The sequence below is a fragment of the Marinobacter sp. M5B genome (assembly GCF_042604615.1).
Classification (GTDB): Bacteria; Pseudomonadota; Gammaproteobacteria; order Pseudomonadales; family Oleiphilaceae; genus Marinobacter; species Marinobacter salarius.
This window is the reverse complement of the sequence record NZ_CP156894.1, coordinates 3,014,459-3,040,934: the sequence shown is the minus strand read 5'-3', so window position 1 is coordinate 3,040,934 and position 26,476 is coordinate 3,014,459. Positions and strand designations below refer to the sequence as shown.

The 26,476-nt window shown below is 57.4% G+C and carries 20 protein-coding genes and 4 tRNA genes; 16 read left to right on the top strand and 8 right to left on the bottom strand.

Translation table 11 applies throughout. The features are described 5' to 3' along the window. Positions 1-59 precede the first annotated feature (59 nt). From groL to gspD, 4 genes are all read left to right on the top strand, one after another. Positions 60-1,712, top strand: a complete 1,653-nt coding sequence (groL, locus tag AAGD24_RS13780; protein WP_036210097.1) for a chaperonin GroEL — start codon at positions 60-62, stop codon at positions 1,710-1,712. A 166-nt stretch (positions 1,713-1,878) separates the two neighbouring features. Continuing rightward, positions 1,879-2,673: a type II secretion system protein N gene (gspN, locus tag AAGD24_RS13775; RefSeq protein ID WP_075196452.1), complete on the top strand. Its 795-nt coding sequence runs from the start codon at positions 1,879-1,881 to the stop codon at positions 2,671-2,673. 5 nt (positions 2,674-2,678) lie between these two features. Next, complete coding sequence (locus AAGD24_RS13770; RefSeq protein ID WP_036210102.1) at positions 2,679-3,530, top strand: type II secretion system protein N; 852 nt, start codon at positions 2,679-2,681, stop codon at positions 3,528-3,530. Between the two features lie 32 nt (positions 3,531-3,562). Beyond that, positions 3,563-5,515, top strand: a complete 1,953-nt coding sequence (gene gspD, locus AAGD24_RS13765; protein WP_336146470.1) for a type II secretion system secretin GspD — start codon at positions 3,563-3,565, stop codon at positions 5,513-5,515. 18 nt (positions 5,516-5,533) lie between these two features. Here the strand turns inward: gspD and AAGD24_RS13760 are convergent, their stop codons facing one another. The 6 genes from AAGD24_RS13760 to purE form a co-directional block, all read right to left on the bottom strand. Beyond that, positions 5,534-7,510 carry a M48 family metallopeptidase gene (locus tag AAGD24_RS13760; RefSeq protein ID WP_379865394.1) on the bottom strand — a complete coding sequence of 659 codons (1,977 nt, stop codon included), beginning with the start codon at positions 7,508-7,510 and terminating at the stop codon, positions 5,534-5,536. An 11-nt stretch (positions 7,511-7,521) separates the two neighbouring features. Then, on the bottom strand, positions 7,522-8,109 hold the full coding sequence (locus tag AAGD24_RS13755) for a LemA family protein (RefSeq protein ID WP_289599985.1): 588 nt from the start codon (positions 8,107-8,109) through the stop codon (positions 7,522-7,524). A 38-nt stretch (positions 8,110-8,147) separates the two neighbouring features. After that, positions 8,148-10,208 carry a putative bifunctional diguanylate cyclase/phosphodiesterase gene (locus tag AAGD24_RS13750; protein ID WP_379865392.1) on the bottom strand — a complete coding sequence of 687 codons (2,061 nt, stop codon included), beginning with the start codon at positions 10,206-10,208 and terminating at the stop codon, positions 8,148-8,150. A gap of 258 nt (positions 10,209-10,466) precedes the next feature. Further along, positions 10,467-11,045 carry a superoxide dismutase [Fe] gene (gene sodB, locus AAGD24_RS13745; RefSeq protein ID WP_036210113.1) on the bottom strand — a complete coding sequence of 193 codons (579 nt, stop codon included), beginning with the start codon at positions 11,043-11,045 and terminating at the stop codon, positions 10,467-10,469. 98 nt (positions 11,046-11,143) lie between these two features. After that, positions 11,144-12,259 (bottom strand): 5-(carboxyamino)imidazole ribonucleotide synthase, encoded by a 1,116-nt coding sequence (locus AAGD24_RS13740; protein WP_379865390.1) that lies wholly within the window; start codon positions 12,257-12,259, stop codon positions 11,144-11,146. 178 nt (positions 12,260-12,437) lie between these two features. Further along, positions 12,438-12,929 carry a 5-(carboxyamino)imidazole ribonucleotide mutase gene (gene purE / locus AAGD24_RS13735; RefSeq protein ID WP_036210119.1) on the bottom strand — a complete coding sequence of 164 codons (492 nt, stop codon included), beginning with the start codon at positions 12,927-12,929 and terminating at the stop codon, positions 12,438-12,440. Positions 12,930-13,108: 179 nt separating this feature from the next. Here purE and AAGD24_RS13730 point away from each other — a divergent pair, with 179 nt between their 5' ends. The 5 genes from AAGD24_RS13730 to AAGD24_RS13710 all read left to right on the top strand — a co-directional run bounded on the left by AAGD24_RS13730 (position 13,109) and on the right by AAGD24_RS13710 (position 15,928). After that, positions 13,109-14,068, top strand: coding sequence for a hypothetical protein (locus tag AAGD24_RS13730; RefSeq protein ID WP_091641020.1), 960 nt, complete (start codon positions 13,109-13,111; stop codon positions 14,066-14,068). A gap of 196 nt (positions 14,069-14,264) precedes the next feature. Beyond that, positions 14,265-15,104: a DUF2846 domain-containing protein gene (locus tag AAGD24_RS13725; protein WP_379867351.1), complete on the top strand. Its 840-nt coding sequence runs from the start codon at positions 14,265-14,267 to the stop codon at positions 15,102-15,104. Positions 15,105-15,610: 506 nt separating this feature from the next. Next, positions 15,611-15,686, top strand: a tRNA-Val gene (locus tag AAGD24_RS13720). 69 nt (positions 15,687-15,755) lie between these two features. Continuing rightward, positions 15,756-15,832 (top strand) — tRNA-Asp (locus AAGD24_RS13715). Between the two features lie 20 nt (positions 15,833-15,852). Continuing rightward, positions 15,853-15,928: transfer RNA gene (locus AAGD24_RS13710), tRNA-Val, on the top strand. Between the two features lie 13 nt (positions 15,929-15,941). On the opposite strand, the gene AAGD24_RS13705 is transcribed toward AAGD24_RS13710, so the two are convergent. After that, the gene (locus AAGD24_RS13705; RefSeq protein WP_151982574.1) at positions 15,942-17,348 is read right to left on the bottom strand and encodes a 3-oxoacyl-ACP reductase; all 1,407 of its coding nucleotides are present in this window, start codon (positions 17,346-17,348) and stop codon (positions 15,942-15,944) included. Positions 17,349-17,514: 166 nt separating this feature from the next. Here AAGD24_RS13705 and AAGD24_RS13700 point away from each other — a divergent pair, with 166 nt between their 5' ends. The 7 genes from AAGD24_RS13700 to nhaD all read left to right on the top strand — a co-directional run bounded on the left by AAGD24_RS13700 (position 17,515) and on the right by nhaD (position 24,992). Next, positions 17,515-18,852, top strand: a complete 1,338-nt coding sequence (locus AAGD24_RS13700; RefSeq protein WP_075196447.1) for an acetyl-CoA C-acetyltransferase — start codon at positions 17,515-17,517, stop codon at positions 18,850-18,852. A gap of 101 nt (positions 18,853-18,953) precedes the next feature. Beyond that, a tRNA-Met gene (locus tag AAGD24_RS13695) sits at positions 18,954-19,030 on the top strand. Between the two features lie 153 nt (positions 19,031-19,183). Continuing rightward, entirely contained in the window at positions 19,184-19,516 is a 333-nt protein-coding gene (locus AAGD24_RS13690) for a hypothetical protein (RefSeq protein ID WP_126812161.1), read from the top strand. 82 nt (positions 19,517-19,598) lie between these two features. After that, positions 19,599-20,201, top strand: coding sequence for a CBS domain-containing protein (locus tag AAGD24_RS13685; protein ID WP_151982570.1), 603 nt, complete (start codon positions 19,599-19,601; stop codon positions 20,199-20,201). A gap of 77 nt (positions 20,202-20,278) precedes the next feature. Then, positions 20,279-21,700 (top strand): acetyl-CoA carboxylase biotin carboxylase subunit, encoded by a 1,422-nt coding sequence (locus tag AAGD24_RS13680; RefSeq protein WP_036204758.1) that lies wholly within the window; start codon positions 20,279-20,281, stop codon positions 21,698-21,700. A 20-nt stretch (positions 21,701-21,720) separates the two neighbouring features. Next, positions 21,721-23,517: a sodium-extruding oxaloacetate decarboxylase subunit alpha gene (oadA, locus tag AAGD24_RS13675; protein ID WP_036204760.1), complete on the top strand. Its 1,797-nt coding sequence runs from the start codon at positions 21,721-21,723 to the stop codon at positions 23,515-23,517. A 59-nt stretch (positions 23,518-23,576) separates the two neighbouring features. After that, entirely contained in the window at positions 23,577-24,992 is a 1,416-nt protein-coding gene (gene nhaD, locus AAGD24_RS13670) for a sodium:proton antiporter NhaD (protein WP_041335954.1), read from the top strand. Here nhaD and AAGD24_RS13665 read toward each other — a convergent pair. After that, positions 24,982-26,463, bottom strand: coding sequence for an amidase (locus tag AAGD24_RS13665; RefSeq protein WP_085680020.1), 1,482 nt, complete (start codon positions 26,461-26,463; stop codon positions 24,982-24,984). The two genes, nhaD and AAGD24_RS13665, sit on opposite strands and share 11 nt — an antisense overlap. Positions 26,464-26,476 lie beyond the last annotated feature (13 nt).

Genomic DNA, 26,476 nt, shown 5'->3' with positions numbered 1-26,476 from the left:
GGTTACGCAGCAATCCGATTGAACGATTGAATTGGGTTTAACGAACAGGAATAGATGACATGGCAGCAAAAGACGTTAGATTCGGTGACAGCGCCCGTAAACGCATGGTTCAGGGTGTCAACATCCTGGCGGACGCAGTTAAGGTAACCTTGGGCCCGAAAGGCCGCAACGTTGTTCTGGACAAGTCCTTCGGCGCACCAACCGTCACCAAGGACGGCGTATCCGTCGCCAAGGAAATCGAGCTGAAAGACAAGTTCGAGAACATGGGTGCCCAGATGGTCAAGGAAGTTGCTTCCCAGGCCAATGATACCGCCGGTGACGGCACCACCACGGCGACCGTTCTGGCACAGGCCATTGTTCGTGAGGGCATCAAGGCCGTTACTGCCGGCATGAACCCGATGGACCTCAAACGTGGCATCGACAAGGCGACAATCGCAGCAGTACAGGCCATCCGTGACCTGTCCAAGCCCTGTGACGACAGCCGCAACATTGCCCAGGTAGGCACGATCTCCGCCAACGGCGACGAGACCATCGGCCAGCTCATCGCAGACGCGATGGAGAAAGTGGGTAAGGAAGGCGTTATCACCGTTGAGGAAGGCCGTGGCCTGGAAGACGAGCTGGACGTAGTGGAAGGCATGCAGTTTGACCGTGGCTTCCTGTCTCCGTACTTCATCAACAACCAGGAAAACATGTCCACCGAACTGGATGACCCGTACATCCTGCTGGTTGACAAGAAGATCTCCAACATCCGTGAGCTTCTGCCCGTTCTGGAATCTGTGGCCAAGGCTGGTAAGCCTTTGCAGATTATTGCTGAAGACATCGAAGGTGAAGCGTTGGCGACCCTGGTCGTGAACAATATGCGCGGCATTGTGAAAGTAAATGCTGTAAAAGCACCCGGCTTCGGTGACCGCCGCAAGGAAATGCTGCAGGACATCGCTATTCTGACTGGCGGCACTGTTATTTCCGAAGAAGTCGGCCTGTCTCTGGAAAACACCACCATTGATGACCTGGGTACTGCCAAGCGCGTCAACGTCACCAAGGAAAACACCACCATTATTGGCGGTGCTGGTGCTCAGGGTGATATCGAAGCCCGCGTTGAGCAGATCCGTAAGCAGATTGAAGACAGCTCTTCCGACTACGACAAGGAAAAGCTCCAGGAGCGCGTGGCCAAGCTGGCTGGCGGTGTAGCCGTCATCAAGGTTGGCGCCGGTTCTGAAGTGGAAATGAAAGAGAAGAAGGCCCGCGTTGAAGACGCTCTGCACTCCACCCGCGCTGCGGTTGAAGAGGGCATTGTGCCGGGCGGCGGTGTCACCCTGATTCGCGCCATCGCGGCTCTGGACAAGGTTGATGCCATCAACGAAGAGCAGAAGGCGGGCGTTAACATCCTGCGCCGTGCCATGGAAGCTCCGCTGCGCCAGATCGTGACCAACGCCGGTGGTGAAGCCTCCGTTGTTGTGAACAAGATCATGGAAGGCGAAGGTGCCTATGGCTATAACGCCTCTACCGAAGCGTTCGGTGACATGCTGGAAATGGGTATCCTTGACCCGGCCAAAGTGACCCGTTCCGCGCTGCAGGCAGCTGCTTCCGTGGCTTCCCTGATCATCACCACTGAGGCGATGATTGCGGACGAGCCGGAAGAAGAAGGCGCCGGCGGCGGTATGCCGGACATGGGTGGCATGGGCGGAATGGGAGGCATGGGCGGCATGATGTAATGCCGACCGGACCCGGACCAATTCTCAATTTCTGAGGAATGGCCCCATAAACCCGGAAAACCCCGCATTGGTTCACACCGATGCGGGGTTTTTTGTTTTTTTGTCATGAACTTGCGAAATGGCTTTGCTAGACTCGGCAACCGGCCATTTATCTTTGTGACACTGTATGAGCGAAACCCCAGCAAAAGCCTTTCTCAGACCCGGCAAAGTGTTCCTGCTGACCTTGGCCGGTGTGCTGGTTTATCTGGTGGCGCTGGTGGTTCTCGTACCGGCCGGATGGCTTTGGCATCAGGCGTCTGCCTATGTTGCGCTTCCGCCGGAAGTCCAGGTCAGTCAGGTGTCTGGCAGGGTCTGGTCAGGCGCTGCCGGCGTGGTGGTCGCCGGTTATCCTGTGAGGCTTGAGTGGCGGCTGGGCATGCCGTCCGTTTCTGGATTATCGTTACCCGTCGATTTTTCAGTGTCGTCGTCACAGTCTTCCGTGGATGGCAATGTTAGTCTCGGATGGCAGGGGGCAGGCACCCTCAACGCCAGTGGCCATCTGGCAGTCGCTGAATTTGAGGACCTGATCCGACGCAGCGGTGGAGCAGTCATCGAAGGTGACGTCACCATTGATCGATTGGTGTTGTCGTGGCAGGACAACCGCGTGACCCAGGCCGACGGCGTTGGCCGCTGGGCAGGAGGCCAGGTTACCTGGCCCATGGGGAATAATATTGGCCAGGCAGATTTCCCGCCCATGCTGGCGACGATGGACAGTACGGCCGATGGCGTTGCGCTGGTCATCTCGGAGCAGGGCGGCGATGGCCCCGCGGCGGATGCCGAGATTCGCTGGAACGGTATGATGGAGTTGCGAGTCTATAAACGCATGATCGACCTGGCCGACCAACCCTGGCCAGATTCTGCTAACCCCAGTGATGTCGTCTTCAGGGTCAAGCAGCCCTTGATTCCGGGAGGTGCTCTGTGACAGCAATGGCGGCTGTTATCGGTAGCCGGCGACTGCCCCGGTTGCTGGCCAATTTGTTACTGGCGGGCCTCGTGGTTTATGTTGCCCTGGTACTGGCGCAGACAACCTGGCTCATCGCCTGGGATGACCGCCCGGTGGCCATGGCACCCGCCTCTGACAGCCGCGCGAGCGCTTCAGGTGGCGGCCGATTACAGCCACTGGCGGCCCATCAGGTGTTTGGCAGGGCGGAAGAACAAACCCGTGTCGCAGAAGTGGTACGCCGGTCGGCACCGGAAACCAGGCTCAACCTCAGGCTTGAAGGTGTGCTGGTGGCAGAGCGCCCGGAGGACTCCGGTGCTATAGTTGCGGGAAGCAATGGAGTAACTGAGCACTATCGTGTGGGTGAGGTCTTGCCCGGTAACGCCGAACTGGCGGAAGTGGAACCAGGCCGGGTGCTGATTCGCAGGAATGGGCAATACGAAACCCTGACGTTTGAAGAACAGCTTTCCACTGGCCTGGTTGAGGGCGTGGAAGAAGATTTGGCGGAACCGGCGTCTTCGCCGGAGCAGTTCCTGAGTGAAGCACGGGAACAGCTTGATTCCCAGGGAGTTGCGGCGCTTGCACCATACGGGCTGAGCCCGACCGGGGAGGGAGGTACGTCCGGTTATGTGTACGATGGTTCCAATGCCATGCTCAATGCTGTCAACCTCAGGGCCGGTGACGTCATCACTGCCGTCAATGGCCAGCGGCTGGGGGATCTTGAGCAGGATATGATGCTTTTTGAGAATTGGCGGTCTGAGCCGCAATTGGAAATAGAAATTGAACGGGACGGATCCATTCTGACCGTGAGCTATGCCATACCTGAACAGTGGCGATGAACGGATTTAACGATACAGGACAATAACGCCAGATGCTTAACCACAGATCCAAATTATTCCGGGCCTTTGTTCTGGCCCTGCTGATGCCCCTGATGTCTGTTGCTTACGGGCAGGAAACGGAGACCTGGCGACTGAACCTCAAGGACGCCGACATTCGCGCCTTTGTGACCCAGGTGGCCGATATCACCGGCTACAGCTTTGTTGTGGATCCACGGGTGAAGGGAAAGGTGACCGTCCTGTCCAGTGCCCCCATGAACAAGGACGAGATTTACGACCTGTTCCTGGCCGTGTTGCAGGTGCATGGCTTCACCGCCATTCCCGGTGAGGAAGTGATCAAGGTGGTTCAGCAGGTGGACGCCAAACAATCCGCTGAGTCGCTGGAGCGGTTTACGGAGGTGCCCTCAGAGCAGCTGATTACCCGTGTTATTCAGATCGATAACGCCAATGCCCTCGAACTGGTGCCCATCCTGCGCCCGCTCGTGGCCAAGTATGGCCACCTGGCGGGGGTGGCGGCCGCCAATGCCCTGATCGTCAGCGACCACTCTTCCAATATCCAGCGCATCGAACAGATTGTGAGAGAGCTCGACAGTCCGTCCAAATACGAGGTGGAGGTGATCCAGCTCGAAGAGGCCTGGGTGGGCGATATGGTCGAGTTGCTGCAGGAACTGGCTCCGGCGGAATTGGGCCAGGGTGGTGGCGATAACGCTGCCCGCAAGTACAGCGTAACGGCCGATGAGCGCAGCAACCGGCTTATTCTCAGGGGTGATGAAACCTTCCGTGACAAGATGAGGGAGCTGATCAGGAAGCTGGACCAGCCCTCGGCCACCGGCGGCACGACCAAGGTCATTCGCCTGAGCCACGCGGACGCGGAGAATCTCACTGAAATTCTCAAGGGCGTGATGGGTGAGGTGGCCAAGGAATCCTCTGGGGGCACCGGTGGCGCTGGCGGCAGTACCGGGAGCGGACGTAACACCAACTTTTCCGTTTTCGCCGACGAGGGGCTGAACGCGCTTGTGGTACGCGGTGAACCGTCGATGATGCAGGAAGCTGAAATGATCGTTAAGGCCCTGGATGTTCGCCGTGCCCAGGTAATGATTGAGGCGGCCATCGTCGAAATCAGCGACGAGCTGGGGCAGGATCTTGGTGTTCAGTTGGCGCTGGGGGATGAATCCGGCGAGTCTACGCCAGTAGCCGGCACTAACTTCAACAACGTCGGCCGAAGCCTGGGCGACGTATTGGGTGCGATCCTTTCTGATTCGGTGATTGCACCGGCCACCGGCGGTATTACCATTGGCGCAGGCCAGCGGAATGAAAACGGCGTTTCCTGGGGCGTGCTGCTGCAGGCTCTGTCGACCTCGGCGGCGGCAAATCTGCTGTCTACTCCCAGTATCATTACCCTGGATAACCAGGAATCCGAAATCATCGTTGGCCAGAACGTACCTTTCCGTACCGGTCAGTCCACTGTCACAGGTGACGGTACAACCAACCCATTTACCACGATTGAGCGTCGCGATATCGGTCTCACCCTGAAGGTGACACCCACTATCAGCGCCGATGGTCTTGTACGGTTGGTGGTGGAGCAGACCACCGAGAATATTGGTGACAGCGTGGAGTCCGCCTCCGATATCATTACCAACAAGCGTGAAATCAAGACTACGGTCCTGGCAGATGATGGCGAAACCATCGTTCTGGGTGGTTTGACGACCGATGATTTGCAGGTGAATAAGAGTAAGGTTCCCCTGCTGGGCGACATCCCGGTGTTGGGGCGTCTGTTTTCCTCCGAATCCGAGCGCCGGGTGAAACGCAACCTGCTGGTATTCCTGCGCCCGACGATCATGCTTGGCAAGGCCGATGCTGTAGCCGCCACGGATGAGAAGTTCCAGAGCCTGTGGGAGATCAATCTCGGTGTGCGCAAGAAGCTGGGCCTGCCAGACCCGGAAAGACCGCCAACGAAAGACTCGCTGTTCCGGCCTCAGCCTGACTGATCGGCCAAGGGGCTGATCTCAGGCTGCCAGTGGCGGCATCGGGCAGTCCAGTTGATCCGCCACCAGGCGGATCAACTCATATTCCGTGGTCTTGATCTCTCCATCCGCAAGCACGCAATGGCCGCAAGCGTCGAGAATTGCCGGTTTTAGCAGCGGCGACAGGGTGTTCAGCACCAAAAGCGCATCCCGCAGATGCTTGATCGACACCGTCTCCAGAAGTTCCGGCTCCTTAGGTCCGTCGGTAAAACCTGCCATCGCCTCAGTGAACAGTCCCTGGCTGTCGATGCCCTGACGAGCACCCGCCCGGGCCATCAGGCTGAACAGCACTTGCAACTCGTCGGTTACTGTCCGGTAGCTGCGGTGTCGTACCGGAACCGGGCGGGCCGAGTCTCCCGCCAGGTGGCGGCGAAGAAAGGTATGCATGGCCAGTTCGTAGAGGCTCAGACGGTTGTCTGCCCTGATCAACACCTCTGTACACGACATTAACTGGTTGCGCTCGTCCGGATCGAGCTTTCTCAGGGCCGGCATGGCCAGTTCCAGCGCCGGGAATCGTACTGCCTCGCCCAGTGAGGTAAGGGCGGGCAGCAGTTTGTTCAACAGGTCGGCGTTGGGCGCAAAGAGGGCGTTGGTGGTGACCAGCGCCAGCCGTTTCTGTTGCGATGACTCAGGAAGCTGGTAGATCAGTAGCGCATAGCACAGCTGAATGGCGCCGGCCCGGGTGTAAAGCAGGTTGCGAAATGTTGATGGCAGTCGGTTGAGAAGGTCCACGGCATAGTCTTCGCTGCGTTTGTTGACGGTGCCTACCGTTGTTGAGATATCTGCCGATGGCCGGGTATTCAGGGGCGATGTGGAGGCGCGAGGGCTGGCTGCGCTGAAGCCGGAAACCGCTCCATGGGCCGTATCTGCACTGGTTTCGGAGGTTTGGTGCGAGCCCATGGATCGAAGGGCACTTCCCGGTTCGCTGTCTCTAAGCCTGCTGCGAAGGCGGGCAAACATACCCGGCTGGATGGCTTCGATACGCTCCTGAACCGGAGGGTGGGACGCCAGCAATGCTGCAAATTTCATGCGTGCGCTTTCGCCAAAACACATGTGGTTCATGTCACTGGCATGGCTGGTGGTGTCCAGATAGCCCCCTTTGAGGCCAATCTTGAACAGCGCGCCGGCAATGCCTTCGGGGTTACGGGTGAATTGTACCGAGGAGGCATCCGCCAGCATTTCCCGTTGCCGTGATACCGCGGACTGAATCAGTCTTCCGAAGAATACGCCCACATAGCCGATTACCAGCAGCGCCAAACCTACCAGCCCGAAAACAGCCTGGCCCCGACGGTCACGGGATGAGTGGCTGGATACATGGGAGCGGTGGAAGGATGCCCTGAGCAGGAAGGCACCGATCTGTCCGATCATCAGGATGCCGGCCAGGATGGCGATCAAACGGACGTTCAGACGCATATCGCCGTTGAGAACATGGCTGAACTCGTGGCCAACGACGCCCTGGAGCTCATCACGGGTGAGTTGTGTCAGGGCCCCATGGGTCACCACCATGACCGCCTCGCCGGGCGTATAGCCGGCCACAAAGGCGTTGATGCCGGTCTCGTGGTCCATCACGTAAAGCTCGGGCACACTGATGCCGCTGGCGATGGACATTTCTTCTACGATATTGCGAAGCCTGCGCTCGTCGGTGTCCCTGGTGGCGGGGTCAATCGCACGGGCGCCGACCATTTTTGCAACACGCTCGCCACCGCCCGACAGGTCCGCCCAGCGGATCAGAGAGCCAATACCGATCAGGGCAACGACCGCTATCGCTGTATACAGCCCATGGCGGCTCAGTAGCCAGTCGGCAAACGCCAGCCCGGTGTATTCGCTGCGGGTTACCAGATAACCCACCAGACAAACCAGGAGCGTGATGATCACGACCGCGGCCAGAAACAGAGCCACCAGCAAGCCCGTGTTGCGACGGGCGCTGGCCTGGCGCTGGAAAAAACCGGGATGTGCCATGGCAACGGGCCTCAGAAGGCGACTTTCGGCGCCTGACGGGCCTCAGGAGATTCCAGCTCCAGCTGGGAGGAAGGTTTGAAAGCGAACAGTCCGGCCACGATGTTGTTGGGGAACTGTTCACGGAAAATGTTGTAGCCCATGACGCCATCGTTGTAGGCCTGGCGAGCAAAGGAAACCCGGTTCTCTGTGCTGGAAAGCTCTTCCATCAACTGCTGGATGGTTTCGTTGGCTTTAAGCTCTGGGTAGTTTTCCGCCACGGCGTAAAAGTTGGCGAGCGCTTTGGAGAGCATGTTCTCGGCGCTTCCCAGGCGCTGGATTTTGCCTCCATCTGCTGGGTCGCCCGCAGCGTCCTTCTGAGCGCTGACCGCATTATTCCGGGCTTCCATCACTTCGGTAAGGGTGTTGCGCTCGTGGGAAAGGTAGGCCTTGGCCGATTCCACCAGGTTGGGAATCAGGTCGTGGCGGCGCTGGAGTTGAACATCAATCTGGGCAAATCCGTTCTTGAACTGGTTTCTCAGAGATACCAGGCGGTTGTAGATAAACACGATGTAGACAACAACGATTGCAATAACAATCAGGCCGATCAGTGTGGTTCCCATGGGCGGCTCCTTGCGTTCCTGGTGGGGTGACTCAGTGGTCAGACATTATTTTCGACAATTTTGTTGTGAAAGCCAGCAACAAATACCTCGAAATCGTGGGGTTTGAGCGGCTTGCTGAAGTAGTAGCCCTGGGCCAGTTTGCAGCCACGCTGCGCGAGGTAGTATTCCTGTTCCGCGGTCTCAACGCCTTCAGCCACTACCGTTAGATTCAGACTCTTGCCAAGGTCGATGATGGTGTTGGCAATGCGGGTGTCTTCCTCGTTGACAAGCAGGTCATGAATGAACTGCTTGTCGATTTTCAGATGCTGGACCGGCATGCGCTTGAGGTAGGTCAGGGAAGAGTAACCGGTACCGAAATCATCCACCGCTATGCTGATGCCCGCTTTATGCAGGCGTTTCAGCTTCTTCACGGCGTCTTCCAGATTGGTCATGAAACTGGTTTCGGTCACTTCCAGTTCAAGACGTCCGGCGGGGATGTTGTGGCGTTTCAGGGTATCCAGAATCTCGTCCACGATGTGGTTCTGACGTAATTGTACCGCTGAAAGGTTGATCGCAATGCGCAGGGGCATGCCGTCTCTGGCCCAGCGCGCCGCCTGCCAGCAGGCCTGATCCAGAACCCACTGGCCGATTTCCACGATACTGCCGTTCATCTCGGCCACCGGTATGAAGTGATCCGGTGGCACAAGGCCCTTCTCTGGATGTTCCCAGCGAATCAGCGCTTCCGCCCCGATAATCCGGTGGGTTTCCAGGTTGATCTGTGGTTGGTAAACCAAGTGGAACTGCTGGTTGTGGAGCGCGATGGAGAGATCTTTCTCAAGCTGTTTACGTTCACGAATTTCCTGGTCAACGCTGGCAACGTAGAACTGGAAATAATTGTGTCCGCCTTCCTTGGCCAGGGCCATGGTTTGTTCGGCGTTTTGCAGCAACCTGTCGGCTTGACTCGCGTCTCCTGGAAATAGGGCGATGCCGAGGGTGGCGGTCATGGTGATGGTCTGCTCATCGAAGATCATCGGGCTGCTTAGGGTGGCCAGTATACGGTCGGCAGTGTCGGCGGCCTGAAATCCGTCTCTCAATCCCTTCTCCACCACAACAAACTGGTCGCTGCCCAGTCGGGCGATGGTAAAGCGCGTACCGCCGAGCTTCTGCGTAAGGCGATCGGCCACGGTTTGCAGGATCATGTCGCCGGTGCGGAAACCGCACTGCTCGTTGATGGACTTGAAGTCATCGATGCCACAACAGATCAGTGACAGGACCAAGTTGTCATCACTGGCGTCTGCAATATCGGCCTGGAGCAACTCCATGAAGGTGTCTCGGCTGGGCAGGCCGGTTAGCTGATCGTACCTTGAGAGCCGGGTAACACGATCTTCTGCTTCCCGGTGGCGGGTCTGGCTGTCGCCAATCGCAACCAGGAGGTTGTTGGTGGCGTTGACCCAAAGGCCCAATTCATCTTTCTGATGGCCGTGAGGCAGGTGAATCAGATTGTCATCGGGGTGATCCGGGTTGACCTGTTTAACAGAGCGTACAATTCGTAGCAGTGGGCGCGTCAGCAGTAGATGGAAAACCACAAACAGCACCATTCCGAGAATGACGGCAATAGCGATGCCGGAGGCGAAGGTGATGGAGGCGCGCTCAAGCCAGGTTCGGGCAGCCGGACCGGTGTCGTACTTTAGCTCAAGGTAACCGTAAACATTGCCGGTGCCAGTGTCCCGGGAAAGCTCTTTGCGATAGTAACGTTCAGATTCAAAAATCGGGTCCGTAATCCGGCGGGAGGCGCTTTCCTTTAAAGGGCGGTTACGGCTGCCGAGAGGTTCGCCGTCGGGGTGGGTAATGCGTGCGACACGCATGGCTTCCTGAGCAAAGAGGCCGTCGACCACCTGTTGGGCAAGGTCAGCATCGATACTGAAAACGGCCTGGGTTGATGCGTCCTTGACCAGTGCCATGGTTTGCCGCGCCTGATCATCGAGAGACTGCGATACCCGTCCGGCATCAAGGATGACCTGCACGGTGCTGACGATGACCCCACTAATTAACGCCACGGCGAGTACCCATCGCAGCACCCGGTACCCCAGGCGATGTTCTACCTCATAAGAATTTTGCATGGAGGCCTGTTTGATTCGTTCCAACTGAATGAGACCCGGTATCGCTCACCTGGGGCAAAGGGGCTCTCGGCTGACATATTCTTTTTCAAGTATGGTTCAGTTTTTACCTACTGTACCCAGTATCGGCAATTCTTCCAGATAATTCAGGCTACGGGTGTATCAATTTGTAAGATCGTTTGTATCACAGATACGAAAACGCCCGCGAAGTGCGGGCGTTTTTGCGTGCAGGTTGTGGCCTGCAAGGTATCCGAAGCGCTGTTATGCCAGGTTTTCGTTGACGAAATCCCAGTTAACCAGTTTCCAGAACGCTTCCAGATAATTCGGACGGGAATTGCGATAGTCGATGTAGTACGCGTGTTCCCAGACGTCGACCGTCAGTACCGGCTTGTCGGCGGTTGTCAGCGGCGTTTCGGCATTGCTGGTATTAACAATGGCAACGCTGCCGTCGGCCTTCTTCACCAGCCAGGTCCAGCCTGAACCGAAGTTGTTGGCGGCCTTGTCGTTAAATTCTTTCTTGAAGTCTTCGAAAGAACCAAAGGCTTTTTCGATCGCGTCCTTGGCTGCTCCTGTAGGCTCACCACCACCGTTCGGGCTCAGGCAATGCCAGTAAAAGGTGTGGTTCCAGACCTGGGCAGCGTTGTTGAACAGTGGGCCGCTGGCGCTCTTGATAATGTCTTCGAGCGATTTGTTGGCGTTGTCGGTGCCTTCGACCAGACCGTTGAGCTTGGTTACGTAAGTGTTGTGGTGCTTGCCGTAATGGTACTCAAGAGTCTCCTGAGAGATGTGTGGTTCCAGTGCGTTCTTTTCATAGGGCAGTGCGGGAAGTTCAAATGCCATGAGGTCGTTCTCCCTGATTCTCTCTGTTTATGTGTATGTAAGCCATTATTAAATATAGGGGCGCTTTGAGTTATATCAACCCCTTGTGTGCACCCTGCCTACTGCTCGGACAGGGTGCTTTTAAACTCTGGACAACCGGGTAAAAACTGGGCGCAGTTCTTTACCCGCCAGACCAATTCTTCGTAGCTGTCCGCCAGAACGGTCACATGGCCAAGTTTCCGGCCCGGGCGCTCGCCTTTATTGTAGAGGTGTACATGAGCGTAAGGCAGTTCAAGGATTCGTTCAATGTCGCCATGCTCGGCAATAATGTTGATCATGCAGCTGACACCGCGAGCGTCGGTGCTTCCCAAGGGGTGGCCGCTCACGGCGCGGATGTGGTTCTCGAACTGGCTGGTCATGGCACCCTCGATGGTCCAGTGCCCAGAGTTGTGGACCCGCGGTGCCATTTCGTTGGCGACCAGACCTTCGGCGGTTTCAAAGAGTTCAAGCGTTAGTACGCCGACGTAATTCAGTTCGTTCAGCAGCGCCTTGATGTAACGTTCTGCGTCTTCCTGGACATGTTTTTCCAGCTTTGGTGCCGGAGCAATGGAATAACGCAGGATGCCTTCGTGATGAGCGTTTTCCGCCATCGGATAGAAGGCCAGTTCGCCATCCTCGGCACGCACGGCAATAATGGAGACTTCGCGGCGAAACTCGACGAATTTCTCGACGATCAGACGCGGATGACCAATGGATTTCCAGGCCTCTGCTGCGTCTTCCGGTGAACGAAGAACTGCCTGTCCCTTGCCGTCATAACCTTCGGTGTTGGATTTGGCAACCACCGGGCAACCGAGTTCTTCGGCAGCGGCCTGCAATGACTCTGCGGTGTCTGCAATTCTCCATTCTGGTGTGGGAATGCCAAGCTCGCCAAAGAGCGTCTTTTCAGCTTCTCGATTCTGGCAAACCTGCAGCGCTCGGGGGCAGGGGTGAACCGGCTTTTCTTTGGCAATTCGCTCTGCTACGTCCACCGGCAAGTGTTCGAACTCATAGGTGACCCGATCTACCCGGGAAATGAGGTCGTCCAGGTATTGACCGTCTCGATCAATAATCACTTCACCCAGCCCGGCACTGGGATTACCTGACATATCATAGAAAACAAACGTCTTGGCCAACGGGTAGCCAGCCAGAGCCAACATCCGGCCAAGCTGACCGGCCCCTAAAACACCAATTCTCATTCGTTGTCTCCTGCCTTTAATTAGGCATCTGCATTAGTTCGGGGAGTGGGTGGGGGATGCTTTCCAAAACTGTGCGGAGCCATGGATGGCGGAGCCCAAGCGCCACATGGATGTGCCGCAAGGAGCGTGTTTTGGAAAGCATCCCCCACCCGCTCGTACACCAAAGTCCGATTCCTGATTATTGATCGCTGGGATCAGGATTATCCAGGATTGTCTGTGTCTGTGTAGCGCGAAACTCATCGACCGCTATACGGACATCGTCCTTGAATGTACCGATAATCTGAGCCGCCAGCAGGCCAGCGTTAGTGGCACCGGCTTTACCAATTGCCAGGGTGCCAACCGCAATGCCGCCGGGCATTTGTACGATGGACAGCAGCGAATCAAGACCGTTGAGTGCTTTGGACTGGACGGGAACACCAAGGACCGGCAGTGACGTTTGTGACGCGACCATGCCAGGCAGGTGAGCAGCACCGCCCGCGCCTGCAATGATCACCTTCAGGCCCCGATCAGAGGCAGTCTTGGCATAATCAAACAGCAAATCCGGCGTACGGTGGGCAGAGACAACCTTCGTCTCGTAAGGCACGCCCAGCTTGTCCAGCATCTCGGCGGCGTGTTCCATGGTGGGCCAGTCAGACTTCGAGCCCATGATGAGTCCTACAAGCGGCTGCATATGCAACAGTCCTGATATGTGAGAAAGCCGGACATTGTATGTAAGGCCCCGTGGCCATGCAAACAGTCGATGGCCAGGGAGCGCATACTGTCAGCTCTCCTGGCCGTCATTTTGCTGAGTCGCAAGGTACGGGTATTATCGTGCTTTATTAACGTTACCGTCCATATACCGGAGCTGTTATGGAACCAATCCGTCCAGATGATGATGAAGTACGTACCGGCGTGCCCGGCAATAAAGTGGAAGAGCGCAAAAAACGCCAAGCACCCGTGCCAGAGTCGGCCGGTAATGGCGGCCCGGGCAAACCTGCTGGAAAACGCCGGAAAACATCTGGCGGTGGTGGTTCGGGCCGCAGTGCAGTGTTGTTGATCGCGCTGTTGATTGTTGCCGGAGCGGCGGGCGCTGGCTGGTATCAGCAAGAGCAGCGTATACAGGCACTGGAAGGTCAGCTGGAAGAAGCGGATTACTGGGCGCGCCAAAGCAAACTGGCGCTGGCCCGGTTTGAGGGGGAACTTTCCGAGACCGGCGAGAACCTGCAGGAGAAAGGGCAATCCATTGAAGACACGCTGGCGTCCCACAAGGAACGCCTCAATACGGCTGACAGCGAGATCGCCAAGCTGTGGGGGGTTGCTAATGACCGCAACCGCAAGCGGCTCGACGACCACCAGGCCAGGTTGGAATCTTTGAGGTCAGATGTGGATAGCGGCAACAGCCAGCGGGAAGCATTGTCTGCCTCGGTCAAGGAGCTGGAGGCAACGGTGTCCTCCAGGCTGGACAAGGTTCAATCGGACTTTGAGCGGCAGCTTACCGCCGTTCGCGAAACTGGCCAGGAGAATGCCTCACAATTGACGAAGCTGGATGAATCCCTGGCCGGAGTGGACAAGCTGGTAGAGCGCCAGCTGTTGCGTTTCGAGCGAGAGCAAAACCTCACCATTGATGGCCTGGAAAGCCGTATTGCAGCGCTGGAAAAGGCCACCAATAACCTGTCCAGCGGCAGCCAGCTGGATGCCGTTCGCAAAGATCTGGCGGGGCTGAGGGAAACCGTGTCTTCGATTGACTCTTCGCGGGCGCAATTAACCTCAAGGCTGGTTCGCCTGTCGGAAGAGGTCAATGATCTGCGCTCGCGGATGTCCGGCCAATAGAAGGCGGCTGCGAACGGGTACGCAGGCACAGCAGGGCAAGCAGGGCCTGCTGTGCTTTGTAACAGTTTGTATTCATCCCTTGCGGTAGCTCTCAGTTCCGCGAGATTGCAGTTGTTATGATCGGGACAACTCGCGAAAGGATGAAGAGTGCACAACAATGACAACCCGATTTCTTTTTCCCGGTTTTCCCCGGCCAATGGCGGCCGTATTTGTGGCTTTGCTGTTGGTTTCTGGTGCCGGCTGCACGGTGTACCAGTCCATCGGTAAAAGCGTTGGCTCGTTTTTGCACCCGGTATCCGGGCACGATTTCGTTCATATCGGCAATGATGAGTGGGATCGCAGCAATGCGGTTCTCTATTTCTACCGCACCCATTCCCAGTGGGCTGCGGACGAGATCGAGGCGCCAAGCGTTTACATAGACGACCACCACTATTTCAATATTCGAAACGACAGTTTTACCTGGCTTGAAGTTGCCCCTGGCGAGCGGCATATCGCCATCCGCCGGCCACTGCTGGGGCTTGAGGGGCTCAATTCGTTCAGCCTGAGCCTGATTGCAGACGCCACGCTCAAGGTCGAACCCGGAAGGGTGTATTACCTGCGCTATAACGAGTTGCAAGAGCCGGAGAGTAACCATCCGGAACTCGCCGAGGACCACCCCCTGAGGTCTGGCGACTTGCAGCTCGTGACCCGTGACTACGCCATGCAGGCCAAAGAAATTGTCTCCACGCGTTTTCTGAATAGTGATTTGCTTGCCCCTAATCACGCTGCGACCTCCATTGTTGAGGTGAATGAGGACGCAGACTACGAGCGCAATCTGGTTCTTCTGGAAGAGGAGCGAGCGGCTGAAATCGAGCGCCTGAGAGAACAGGGGAAGTATGACGAAACGCCTTGGTACTGGCCCTTTGGCGGTGGCCCTACGGTGCCTCTTGAAAGCGATCGTCGATTGCGGGAACTGGAGCGGGAGTATGCGGCGTTGGAACAGGAGCGGGAGCGTCGGGAAGAGGCAGAATCCGGTGGCGGTTGGTGGATATTCTAACGTCGCCGATCTGGTGTACTGCGAATTGTTGTTTCCGGTTTCGGTTACTAGACTGTGAGGTGTCCGTATTCAGAGGGTTGCCGGATCATGTCGCTGAGAGATTCATTACAACTAACGTTTCGCCGGCTTTCCGGAGAATTGCTTCCCGAGGCACTGGAAAACGCAGGCCACCGGATAGCTAGCCTCAGAAAACGTCTTGATCATCTCAATTGCTCGCTGGCGGAGCGGGCATTGCCTGCGGATCGAAAGTCGCGTGTGAACGAGCTGTCACTTGATCACAAGGCGAGGAAGGCAGGACAGAAAGCCACTCGGTTGAAGTCTGTGAAGGCGGCAAAGAAAACCGGGAGTGATAAACAGGCTTGATTGAAAATTGTACATTTTTTAGCGAGTTGCAGGTTTTTTGAGAAAAACTCCGGAAAAAATTTGACACCGCCAGACAAATGCTTAAAATGCGCGTCTCACTTGGTTGAGACAGCAACGCTGACTCACCAGTGTGCTGTAAAAGTGGGCGGTTAGCTCAGCTGGGAGAGCATCGCCCTTACAAGGCGAGGGTCACTGGTTCGATCCCAGTACCGCCCACCACTTTTCAGCATCACCGGGCCACCCCGCCCGGTTTCAGGTCCCTAAGGCCGATCAGGCCGGGATTGATGCGGAGCGGTAGTTCAGCTGGTTAGAATACCGGCCTGTCACGCCGGGGGTCGCGGGTTCGAGTCCCGTCCGCTCCGCCATTTTTTTGTTTCCAGATCCCGGGTGGTTAGCTCAGCTGGGAGAGCATCGCCCTTACAAGGCGAGGGTCACTGGTTCGATCCCAGTACCACCCACCATTTTCCCCCCTCGTTATTTTCCAATCAACGATTGCCCGCAAACCCGAACAACGTTCCCGTTCACGCCGTTTGATGCAGGATTGCAGTACCACGCAATAGCCTCGGCCACGTCGACTGGCAAACCGCCCTGAGACAAGCTGTTCATGCGCCGGCCGGCCTCGCGAATGGTAATCGGCATAGCGGCCGTCATCTGGGTTTCGATGAACCCGGGCGCTATCGCGTTGATGGTCACGCCGTTTTTCACCTGTTTTGCCATCGCCTCTACATAGCCGATCACGCCGCACTTGGCGGTGGAGTAATTGGTCTGGCCAAAGTTGCCAGCAATGCCGCTGATGGAGGAAATGCAGACAATGCGTCCGTTTTCACGCAGCAGCTCCTGGTGCATCAGCTCTTCGTCGATCAGTTCCTCGGCGGTCAGGTTCACGGCAATGGTCATATCCCAGAAATGCTCGGGCATGTTGCCCAGGGTTTTGTCACGGGTGATGCCGGCGTTGTGGATGACCAGATCAATGCCTTCGAAATGTTCCTTCACAAAGTCTGCAATCTGTTTTGGCGCTTTCTCATCCGTAATATCACACGCCATCGCCTTACCCTTGATGGGGGCCATAACTTTCTGCAGGTCCTCAAGGGCCGGTGGGATATCCAGGCCAATGACCGTGGCGCCATCCCGCGACAGGGTTTCGGCAATAGACGCGCCAATGCCGCGGGACGCACCGGTTACCAGTGCAATCTTTCCGGCCAGCGGCGCGACAGGGTTGCTGGCGTGAGCGGTCGCTCCCTTACTGATGCGGGTTACCTGGCCAGAGACATAGGCCGATCGGGGCGATAAAAAGAACCGGATGCTGGACTCCAGTTGCTGTTCGGCGCCGGGGGCCATCCACAGTAGGTTCGCGGTAGCTCCTTTCTTGCCGACTTCCTTGCCGACACTGCGCACGAAGCCTTCCAGTGCCTGATGGGCAGCGGCCTTGGCGGGTTGGCGACAGGTGCTTGGGTCCTGGCCTATCACCAGCACTCGACCGTTGCCCGCCAGCTTGCGGATGGTGGGGTGAAAGAAATCGTAAACCGCTTTCAGATCGGTGGTGTCTTTCATACCCGTGGCATCAAACACCAGGGCGGAGAATTTGCGATCAATGTCCGCGTTCAGGGGCAAGGCTTCGGCCTTGTTGCCGCTTTTGGCAGAATCGTTCAGAGTATCCATGGCGCTGGCATGAAAGAGTTTTGCGGCGCTGGCGCCCAGCACCTTTCCAATCGTCGAGATAGCTTTGCTGCTGTTGGCAGCGCCGATCAGCACGTCGCCCTCAATAAACGGCTGGTCCGCGCGCTTCCAGCGTTTCAGGGGAACCGGGGCGGGCAGCCCCAGGGACTGGGCGGCGGTCTTGCCAAACGGAGTATTGACGAACTTGAGATAGCGATCAGACATGGCATTTTCCTTTTGCGAAACGAATATCGGCGTACAGGTTAAAGAATCCGGCCGCTTTTGAATTGACTCAATGCCCTGTTACGGTTGTCAGGGATGCCAATGAGCCGGGCCCGGTTGGCGCTAGACTGCAACGCAACGGATACACTCGTTTAAACAGGACATCATCATGGCACAGGCACCGAAAAGCACCCAAAAGAAAACGTCGACGGCAAAGAAGACCACGGCCGCTAAAAGCGATATCCGCCGGGTTGCCATTATTGGTGGCAACCGGGTTCCTTTTGCCCGCTCCAATACCGCGTATAGCAAGGTCAGCAACCAGGAGTTGCTGACCAGTGCGCTGCGAGGACTGGTTGATCGCTTCGGGCTGGAGGGGCAGCGCCTTGGAGAGGTCGTTGCTGGCGCGGTTATCAAACACTCCAGGGATTTTAACCTGACCCGGGAATCCGCGCTGAGTAGCGGCCTGGCGCCGGAAACACCCGCCTACGATATCCAGCAGGCCTGCGGTACGGGGCTCGAAGCGGCCATTCTGGTGGCCAACAAGATTGCGTTAGGGCAGATCGAGTGCGGCATCGCTGGCGGCACTGATACCACGTCGGATGCGCCGATTGGGGTAGGCGAGGGTCTGCGTGAAATTCTTCTGGATCTGAATCGGGCCAAGACAGCCGGAGAACGCCTGAAAGTGCTCAGTCGTTTTCGTCCGAGCCATCTGAAACCGGAAATTCCGCAAAACGGCGAACCCAGAACGGGGTTGTCCATGGGGGGGCACTGTCAGATTACCGCACGCGAGTGGTCCATCCCCCGCGACGAGCAGGACAAGCTGGCCTATGAGAGCCATCAGAAACTGGCATCCGCGTATGATGAAGGTTTTTTCAAGGATCTGATGACCCCACTGGCAGGCCTGGAGAAAGACAACATTCTGCGCCCGGACACGACCCTTGAAAAGCTGGCGACGCTCAAGCCCGTATTTGATCGTGAGAACGGCACCATGACCGCCGCCAACAGCACTGCGCTGACGGATGGTGCCTCCTGTGTGCTGCTGGCCAGCGAAGAGTGGGCAAAAGCCAACAACATGGAGATCAAGGCGTACCTGACGTTCTCCGAGGTGGCTGCAGTGGACTTCGTCGACAAGAAGGAGGGCCTGCTGATGGCACCTGCTTACGCCGTGCCACGCATGCTGGAAAAAGCCGGGCTGACGCTGCAGGATTTCGACTTCTACGAAATCCATGAAGCGTTCGCCGCCCAGGTGCTCTCCACCCTGAAGGCCTGGGAAGACCCTGCGTTCTGCAAGGACCGGTTGGGTCTGGAAAAGCCGCTGGGGAGCATTGATCGAAACAAACTGAACGTCAAGGGCAGCAGTCTGGCCACCGGCCATCCCTTCGCGGCGACCGGTGGGCGTATCGTGGCCACTCTGGCGAAGCTGCTGGAAGAGAAAGGCAGTGGCCGTGGCCTGATCTCCATCTGCGCCGCAGGGGGGCAGGGGGTGACGGCCATACTTGAGCGGTAAGTTGGCGAAAAAATTCATTTTTCCCTTTGACAGGCGCATCAACGCCCCGTACTATGCGCACCTCGTTGATCGGGGCCTTACCCGGTTAACCACCAGTTTGATGCGGGGTGGAGCAGTCTGGTAGCTCGTCGGGCTCATAACCCGAAGGTCGTAGGTTCGAATCCTGCCCCCGCTACCATATCAATAAGGGCCGGTCTTTGACCGGCCCTTATTCGTTTCAGGACACGCTTTTCCCGTATCGGCCACGAAAGCTTGCATTGCCACCATCCCCTGAGGTTATCATTAGCCGTCGCCTTTGCATTAGTTAGGCAACTACTAACACGGTGAAATGATGCCCCGTCGCTCCGAACACACATTCAGTCTGTCTGGCAACCTCGTTGCGTTGCTGGCACTGATATTTGTTGTCTGGACATCGGTTACCGTTGCGCTCCCCACCCTGGATGATCCTGTTGCCACCACTGTCGCGCTGAGCGATTGGCAAGGCAGTTCCGAATCCTCAGAAGGGGCCTCGTCACCCGGCGATGTGTCGTCGCTGTCGCCCACATTCGTTTATCCACCGTCGGCGTTAACGTCCCGCGCCCTTCACCAGTTGGCCTTTGACGGCCCCCCCAGAAGAATTCTCAGTTACCCAGGCCAGTCACAGGCACCTCCCTCCCAGCTATAGACATTCGAACTGATTCAGGCGCTGCTGCCCCTGCGTGGGTGCCCCGCGCCTGGAGAAATGGTCTTTAGCCAGGAGAATTGCCATGGGCAATCAATCAAGCGTTCAAGCGTCCCTGTCTGCCGGAGCCAGATACCGGCTTGTTTCACCGGAAGACGAGGACACCCTCACCAATGACGCCGCCGCGTCGGAGCTGTTGAAGGACTTCACCAGGCAAGCCCCGGTGATCGTCCGGTCATCGCGAGAGATCCAGGAGGTCAAGAAGACACTGGATGTTTCCGGAGAAACCTTTTGTGTGGTTATCAATCGAAATGATGAGGTGGTCGGAATATTGACCCTGAAGGATCTGATCGGTTCCTGGCCCATGAGTCTCGCCAACCAGCGTGGAAGTACCATCGCCGACATTGTTGCGCGGGACATCATGCGGCCGGTATGGCGCTTACCAACGATAGAGCTCGGTAAGCTTCAGGACCTGAAAATTGATGAATTAATCACCATTTTCAAGGGGCTTCATTCGGACTATCTTTTGGTAATGGACACTGTCGCCGTTGGGGCAGAGGAGCAGGTCATTTGCGGGCTGCTGTCCGCTGACGAGCTTAGCCGGCGCCTTGGTATTCGAGTGACCCCTGATCCCGGCCCGGGATCTTTTTCCGATATCGTTCATGCGGTGCGGAAAAACCCCGGGTAGAAGAACGCAACGCTGCAGCCTGCCGTTGCGGGTTGCAGCTTTCTTCCGTTAATGACTATTACTTGAAGGAAGCTTCCATGGCCATTAAAAAAGTGCTCATCGCCAATCGCGGCGAAATTGCCGTTCGCATTGCGCGGGCCTGCAAGGAGTTGGGCATTCGGTCTGTCGCTGTTTATTCAGAGGCGGACCAGTACTCCTTGCATGTCAAGAAAGCGGATGAGTCCTATCAGATCAGTAAGGACCCGCTCAGCGGTTACCTGAATCCCCATCATCTCGTGAACCTGGCGGTCGAAACTGGCTGTGATGCTCTGCATCCGGGTTACGGCTTTCTTTCCGAGAATGCCGAGTTAGCAGCCATCTGCCAGCAGCGGGGGGTAACGTTTGTCGGCCCGTCATCCGAGGCGATCAGTGCCATGGGCGACAAGACCCAGGCCCGCAAGACCGCCATTGCCGCAGGTGTCCCCGTTACACCGGGTTCGGAAGGCAACCTGGATGACGTCGAAGATGCCGTACGCCAGGCGGAGGACGTTGGCTACCCGGTTATGCTCAAAGCCACGTCCGGTGGTGGTGGCCGGGGCATTCGTCGTTGCGATAATGAGAAAGAGTTGCGGCAGAACTACGAGCGAGTGATTTCCGAGGCCACCAAGGCCTTTGGCAGTGCCGAGGTTTTCCTGGAGAAGTGCATCATTGAGCCTCGTCATATTGAAGTGCAGGTATTAGCGGATCATCACGGCAATGTGGTGCACCTGTATGAGCGAGACTGCTCCATCCAGCGCCGTAACCAGAAGCTGATCGAAGTGGCACCATCGCCACAGTTAAGTGAGGAGCAGCGAGAAACTATTGGTAACCTGGCCATCCAGGTTACCCGCCAATGCGGTTACGTGAATGCTGGCACGGTAGAGTTCCTGCTCGACCACGACGACAGCTTCTATTTTATGGAGATGAACACGCGGGTGCAGGTGGAGCACACGATCACCGAGGAAATCACCGGCATCGACATCATCAAATCGCAGATCCGAATCGCGGCGGGCGAGCCGCTGGAGTTTTCCCAGGCCGACATCAGTTATCGCGGTTTCGCTGCTCAATTTCGCATTAACGCGGAAGACCCGAAAAACGGGTTTCTGCCCAGCTTTGGTCGCATCAGTCGCTATTATTCCGCCGGCGGCCCGGGTGTGCGCACAGATGCCGCCATGTACACCGGCTACGAGATTCCCCCTTACTACGATTCCATGTGCGCCAAGCTGATTGTCTGGGCGCGGGAATGGCCGGAACTGGTGGCCCGTTCCCGCAGAGCGCTCAGCGACATGGCTATCTACGGGGTACACACCACGATTCCTTACTACCAGCAGATCCTGAACCACCCGGATTTCCAGGCCGGCACGTTTAATACCGGTTTCGTGGAGCGCAATCCGCAGTTGTTGGAGTACAGCGACAAATCCCGACCGGAATCCATTGCCACGGCCGTTGCTGCCGCCATCGCAGCCCAGGCTGGCCTGTAACACGAATATTGGAGAGCACCATGAGTAAGAGAAAAATTCACATCACCGACGTCATCCTGCGGGATGCCCATCAGTCCCTGATCGCCACGCGTATGCGCACCGAGGACATGCTGCCGGCCTGTGAATGGCTGGATCAGGCCGGCTACTGGTCACTGGAATGCTGGGGCGGCGCCACGTTTGATGCCTGTGTGCGATTCCTTAAGGAAGACCCATGGGAGCGCCTGCGTACCCTGCGTAAGGCTCTACCCAACACCCGTCTGCAAATGCTGTTGCGCGGTCAGAATCTGCTCGGGTACCGCCACTACGGCGACGATGTGGTGGAGGCGTTTGTTGAAAAGGCCGCGGAAAACGGCATCGATGTGTTCCGTATTTTTGATGCGCTGAATGACGTGCGCAATCTGGAGACCAGCATTAAAGCCGTGAAGAAGGCCGGCAAGCATGCCCAGGGTACGCTGTGCTACACGGTCAGCCCGGTGCACGACGTGAAAACCTTCCTGGCTCAGGCCGAGACCATGGCAGACATGGGTGCTGACAGTATCGCTATCAAGGATATGGCGGGCCTGCTGACGCCAGCGGTGACCGCCGAGCTGGTCAGCGGCCTGAAGAAGAACCTCAAACTGCCGGTATTCCTGCACTCCCATGCCACGTCGGGCATGGCGCCCATGTGCCAGTGGGCGGCATTGGAGGCCGGTGTGGATCATATCGATACCGCGCTGTCGGCGTTTGCGGGTGGGACCAGCCATCCGCCGACCGAATCGTTGGTGGCTGCGTTGCATGATGCTGGCTGTGAAACCGGCCTCAACCTCGAGTTGCTGGACAAGGCCACCCGCCATTTCCGCGAAGTTCGCAAGAAATACCATCAGTTCGAGAGTGACTACAATGGGGTGGATACTTCCGTACTCCTGTCCCAGGTGCCCGGTGGCATGATGTCCAACCTGGCGAATCAGCTAAAAGAGCAGGGCGCCCTCGACCGGATTCAGGATGTGTTCGAGGAAATCCCCCGGGTGCGTAAAGACCTGGGATACCCTCCGCTGGTGACGCCCACTTCACAGATCGTCGGCACCCAGGCAGTAATCAATGTGTTGGGCGGCAAGCGTTACGACACCATCACCAATGAGGTGAAGAAATACATGCAGGGCTGGTATGGCAAGGCGCCTGCAGAGGTGGACGCACAGCTGCAACGCCGCGCTGTGGGCAAGGAAGAGTTGATTGAAGAGCGCCCGGCCAACCTGATTCCAAAGGAGTTTTCCGAACTGCGCAAGGAGCTGGGTGATCTCGCCGAGAGCGAGGAAGACGTACTGACCTACGCCATGTTCCCGGACCAGGCCCGCACGTACCTGGAGCAACGCCGCGACGGCACCTTGCAGCCGGAAGCCCTGGAGCCCATCGCCAACGGTAAGACCGGCGGCAGTGTGTCCACTGAATTCCGGATCACGGTGCACGGTGAAAGTTACGATATTCATGTGACCGGTGCCAATCCGGTGAGCGAGACCGAGCGCCGGTTCTACATGACAGTGGACGGCGTGCCCGAGGAAATTCAGTTGGAATCCCAGGGCGAAGCTTCTGAAAATACCCGCAAGGGTGGTCGTGCCAGAGCCACCGGAGAAGGCCAGGTGACCACCACCATGCCGGGCAACATCGTTGATGTGCTGGTGAGCGAGGGTGACGAGGTATCCGCCGGTGACGCGGTGCTGATCATCGAAGCCATGAAAATGGAAACCGAGGTTAAAGCCACCAAGTCTGGTATCGTCAAGGCGGTGAATATCTCGAAAGGCGACCGGGTAGCGCCTGGTGAGAGCCTGATCGAAATCGAATAACCAAACCCCCCGGGACGATCGTCCCGGGCACTCCATCGCAGTTGGGAGCACCCCCTCGAATGAAGTCGATCTTGCTGTCGTTAGCGGCCGTGTTGTCGCTGGCGCCCGGACCGGTGTGGGCAAATGCCGACCGGGCCGTGGATCTTATTTCCCACCCTGTGGGCTACATTGCCATCGCGATTTTCGTAGTCGCGTATCTATTGGTCATTCTGGAAGAACGGATTCACCTGGCCAAATCCAAGCCGATGCTGATCGCGGCAGGGTTGATCTGGATACTCGTGGCCCTGGCATACCGCGCCGCGGGCGCCAATGGCGAAGTGGAAGAAGCCATACGGCATAATTTCCTGGAATACGCGGAACTGTTCTTCTTCCTCCTGGTGGCGATGACGTACATCAATGCCATGCTGGAGCGCGGTGTCTTCGACCAGTTGCGGATATGGCTGCTTGGCAAGGGCTTTGGTTACCGGCGTCTGTTCTGGATCACCGGTATCCTGGCGTTCTGTCTGTCACCGGTCGCGGACAACCTGACCACGGCTCTGATCATGTGTGCCGTGGTGATGGCCGTGGGCCGGGACAGCGCCAAATTTGTGTCCCTGTCCTGTATCAATATTGTGGTGGGCGCCAACGCGGGCGGGGCGTTTAGCCCGTTCGGCGACATCACTACACTGATGGTCTGGCAGAAAGGCATACTCCCGTTCCAGGACTTCTTCCAGCTGTTGCTGCCTTCCATCGTCAACTTCCTGGTGCCGGCGGCGTTGATGCATCTGGCTTTGCCGAAGGGCCAGCCGTCATCACCTGAGTCGTTCGGGAACGTTATTCGCCCGGGCGGGCTCGTCATCTGCGCTCTGTTCCTGCTGACCATCGCCACCGCCATCAGTTTTCATCAGTTCCTGCACATTCCACCGGTGTTCGGCATGATGACGGGGCTCGGTTACCTGAAGATTTTTGGGTTCTATCTCAAACGCCATGAGGAATATCACTGGAACGAGGGCTTTGAGTCCCCACCGGGAGATAGCTCGGGTGACCGGACCCAGGGACGTCGTGCTTTTGACGTCTTTTCCCACATTGCCCGGTCGGAGTGGGACACTCTGTTCTTCTTCTACGGGGTGATTATGGCGGTCGGCGGCCTGGGCTTCATTGGTTATCTCGGCATGATATCGGCCACGCTGTACGGCGATCTGGGGCCCACCGTTGCTAATGTCATGATCGGAGTGATCTCTGCGCTGGTCGACAACATTCCGGTGATGTTTGCGGTGCTGACCATGAACCCGGCCATGCCGGATTATCAATGGCTGCTGGTTACGCTGACTGCTGGCGTTGGTGGCAGCCTCTTGTCCATAGGCTCTGCTGCGGGCGTCGCACTGATGGGACAGGCCAGGGGGCAGTATACGTTTCTCAGTCACCTGAAATGGACACCGGCAATTGCGCTGGGTTACGGGGCCAGTATCTGGGTGCACTTTATGGTCAATGGCTGAGGTCCGGCGGCTGCTGGAAGCCGGCAAGTCCGCTGGCTTCCAGCAGCTCTGCGAATCGGATCGTCGTCAGGTCCATCCCCGGCGCACCGATGACCTGCACATTGAACGGCAACCCATCCGCTGTTTTTCCAATAGGAACGGAGGTAGCGGGCAGCCCGAGCAAGGTAGCCAGGGCAATCCAGCAGAACTGGTCCATGTACGCCCTGGGCTGACCTGCAACGGTGATCTGCCGCTTGAACACCGGATTGCTGTGATCGTGGCGAATGGCCGTGGTTGGGGTGATCGGCGTTAATAGCACATCGAATTCGTCGAACAGGGTAGTGATTTCGGCCCTCATCTTCTCCCGCATTTCGCTCCAGGCCATCCACTGGTGTACCGGCTGGTTCACGCCGCGGCCGTATTCTCCGATGAAGGCCGTGACAGGGCCAAACAGGTGTAGCCAGCGTTCAAGCCGGGAGATCCACATCATTTGCCGGCGTTGGGCCGGTTTCATGGACGTGCTGAGAAGGCTGCCCAGTAAGTTGAAATAGGCAGGCAGGATGTGTTCCAGGTTGAGTAGTTGATGCTGGGCTTCGGCAACCAGTGCTCCATTGCTTTCCAGTGTCCGCCCGAGCTGTTGGTAGCCGTTCAGTAATTCGTCGTCGATGGGGCACAGCGGGTCTTTCAGCCAAAGGCCCACGCGTGTCTGTTCCAGAGAATGAATGGTGGCCGGTGCCATGGCCAGTTGCCAGCTGTTGCGTTCCCGTTCTGCGGGGCCGGCAATCACGTTCAGCAGCAGTTCCAGATCCTTTGCCGAGCGCGCCAATGGCCCGCCTTCGGCCAGGTCCGGCCGCGACTCTGTGCCCGGAGGCCCTGGAATGTGACCACGGAAGGAGACCAGGGCACGGGAAGGCTTGTGCCCGAAAACGCCGCAGAAATGCGCCGGTGTGCGGATGGAACCCGCGAGATCACTGCCCACTTCCAACGGTGTCATGCCTGCCGCAAGCGCTGCGGCAGCGCCCCCGGATGAGCCGCCGGGGGTATGTGCCAGGTTGTGGGGGTTGTTGGTGACACCGAAGAGCTTGTTGTAACTTTGGAGGTCGGTGGCGTAAATGGGGACGTTGGTCTTCCCCAGGATGATCGCACCGGCGTCTTCCAGGCGCTGGACCACGTCGGCGTGTTTTGTCGGGATGTAGTCTTTCAGCGCGGGTGCACCGGCGGTACAGGCCATGCCGGCAACCTCCCAGGTGTCTTTCAGGGTGAGTGGCAGCCCATGCAAAGCGCCCAGTGTCTCACCTTGTGCCTGTACCTCATCGGCTTGCCGGGCTTTCTCCAGGGCTTTCTCTTCATCGAGCGTCACCACGGCATTGATGGTGTCATTGCACTGGCGAATTCTGTTCAGGAAGGCCTGAGTGACGTCCACACTGGTTAGCTCCCCGTTTTTAAGGTCGCTAATCAATTCGGCGGCAGAACGGTAGTGCAGTGGTTCCATGAAAACCTCGATG

Coding starts and splice junctions, on each gene's coding strand:
- AAGD24_RS13725 (WP_379867351.1), top strand. CDS start 14,265: ATGGCGGCCGTATTTGTGGCTTTGCTGTTGGTTTCTGGTGCCGGCTGC.
- groL (WP_036210097.1), top strand. CDS start 60: ATGGCAGCAAAAGACGTTAGATTCGGTGACAGCGCCCGTAAACGCATG.
- AAGD24_RS13700 (WP_075196447.1), top strand. CDS start 17,515: ATGGCACAGGCACCGAAAAGCACCCAAAAGAAAACGTCGACGGCAAAG.
- AAGD24_RS13690 (WP_126812161.1), top strand. CDS start 19,184: ATGCCCCGTCGCTCCGAACACACATTCAGTCTGTCTGGCAACCTCGTT.
- sodB (WP_036210113.1), bottom strand. CDS start 11,045: ATGGCATTTGAACTTCCCGCACTGCCCTATGAAAAGAACGCACTGGAA.
- AAGD24_RS13705 (WP_151982574.1), bottom strand. CDS start 17,348: ATGTCTGATCGCTATCTCAAGTTCGTCAATACTCCGTTTGGCAAGACC.
- gspD (WP_336146470.1), top strand. CDS start 3,563: ATGCTTAACCACAGATCCAAATTATTCCGGGCCTTTGTTCTGGCCCTG.
- AAGD24_RS13680 (WP_036204758.1), top strand. CDS start 20,279: ATGGCCATTAAAAAAGTGCTCATCGCCAATCGCGGCGAAATTGCCGTT.
- AAGD24_RS13755 (WP_289599985.1), bottom strand. CDS start 8,109: ATGGGAACCACACTGATCGGCCTGATTGTTATTGCAATCGTTGTTGTC.
- oadA (WP_036204760.1), top strand. CDS start 21,721: ATGAGTAAGAGAAAAATTCACATCACCGACGTCATCCTGCGGGATGCC.
- AAGD24_RS13750 (WP_379865392.1), bottom strand. CDS start 10,208: ATGCAAAATTCTTATGAGGTAGAACATCGCCTGGGGTACCGGGTGCTG.
- nhaD (WP_041335954.1), top strand. CDS start 23,577: ATGAAGTCGATCTTGCTGTCGTTAGCGGCCGTGTTGTCGCTGGCGCCC.
- AAGD24_RS13685 (WP_151982570.1), top strand. CDS start 19,599: ATGGGCAATCAATCAAGCGTTCAAGCGTCCCTGTCTGCCGGAGCCAGA.
- AAGD24_RS13730 (WP_091641020.1), top strand. CDS start 13,109: ATGGAACCAATCCGTCCAGATGATGATGAAGTACGTACCGGCGTGCCC.
- purE (WP_036210119.1), bottom strand. CDS start 12,929: ATGCAGCCGCTTGTAGGACTCATCATGGGCTCGAAGTCTGACTGGCCC.
- AAGD24_RS13665 (WP_085680020.1), bottom strand. CDS start 26,463: ATGGAACCACTGCACTACCGTTCTGCCGCCGAATTGATTAGCGACCTT.
- AAGD24_RS13770 (WP_036210102.1), top strand. CDS start 2,679: ATGGCGGCTGTTATCGGTAGCCGGCGACTGCCCCGGTTGCTGGCCAAT.
- AAGD24_RS13740 (WP_379865390.1), bottom strand. CDS start 12,259: ATGAGAATTGGTGTTTTAGGGGCCGGTCAGCTTGGCCGGATGTTGGCT.
- AAGD24_RS13760 (WP_379865394.1), bottom strand. CDS start 7,510: ATGGCACATCCCGGTTTTTTCCAGCGCCAGGCCAGCGCCCGTCGCAAC.
- gspN (WP_075196452.1), top strand. CDS start 1,879: ATGAGCGAAACCCCAGCAAAAGCCTTTCTCAGACCCGGCAAAGTGTTC.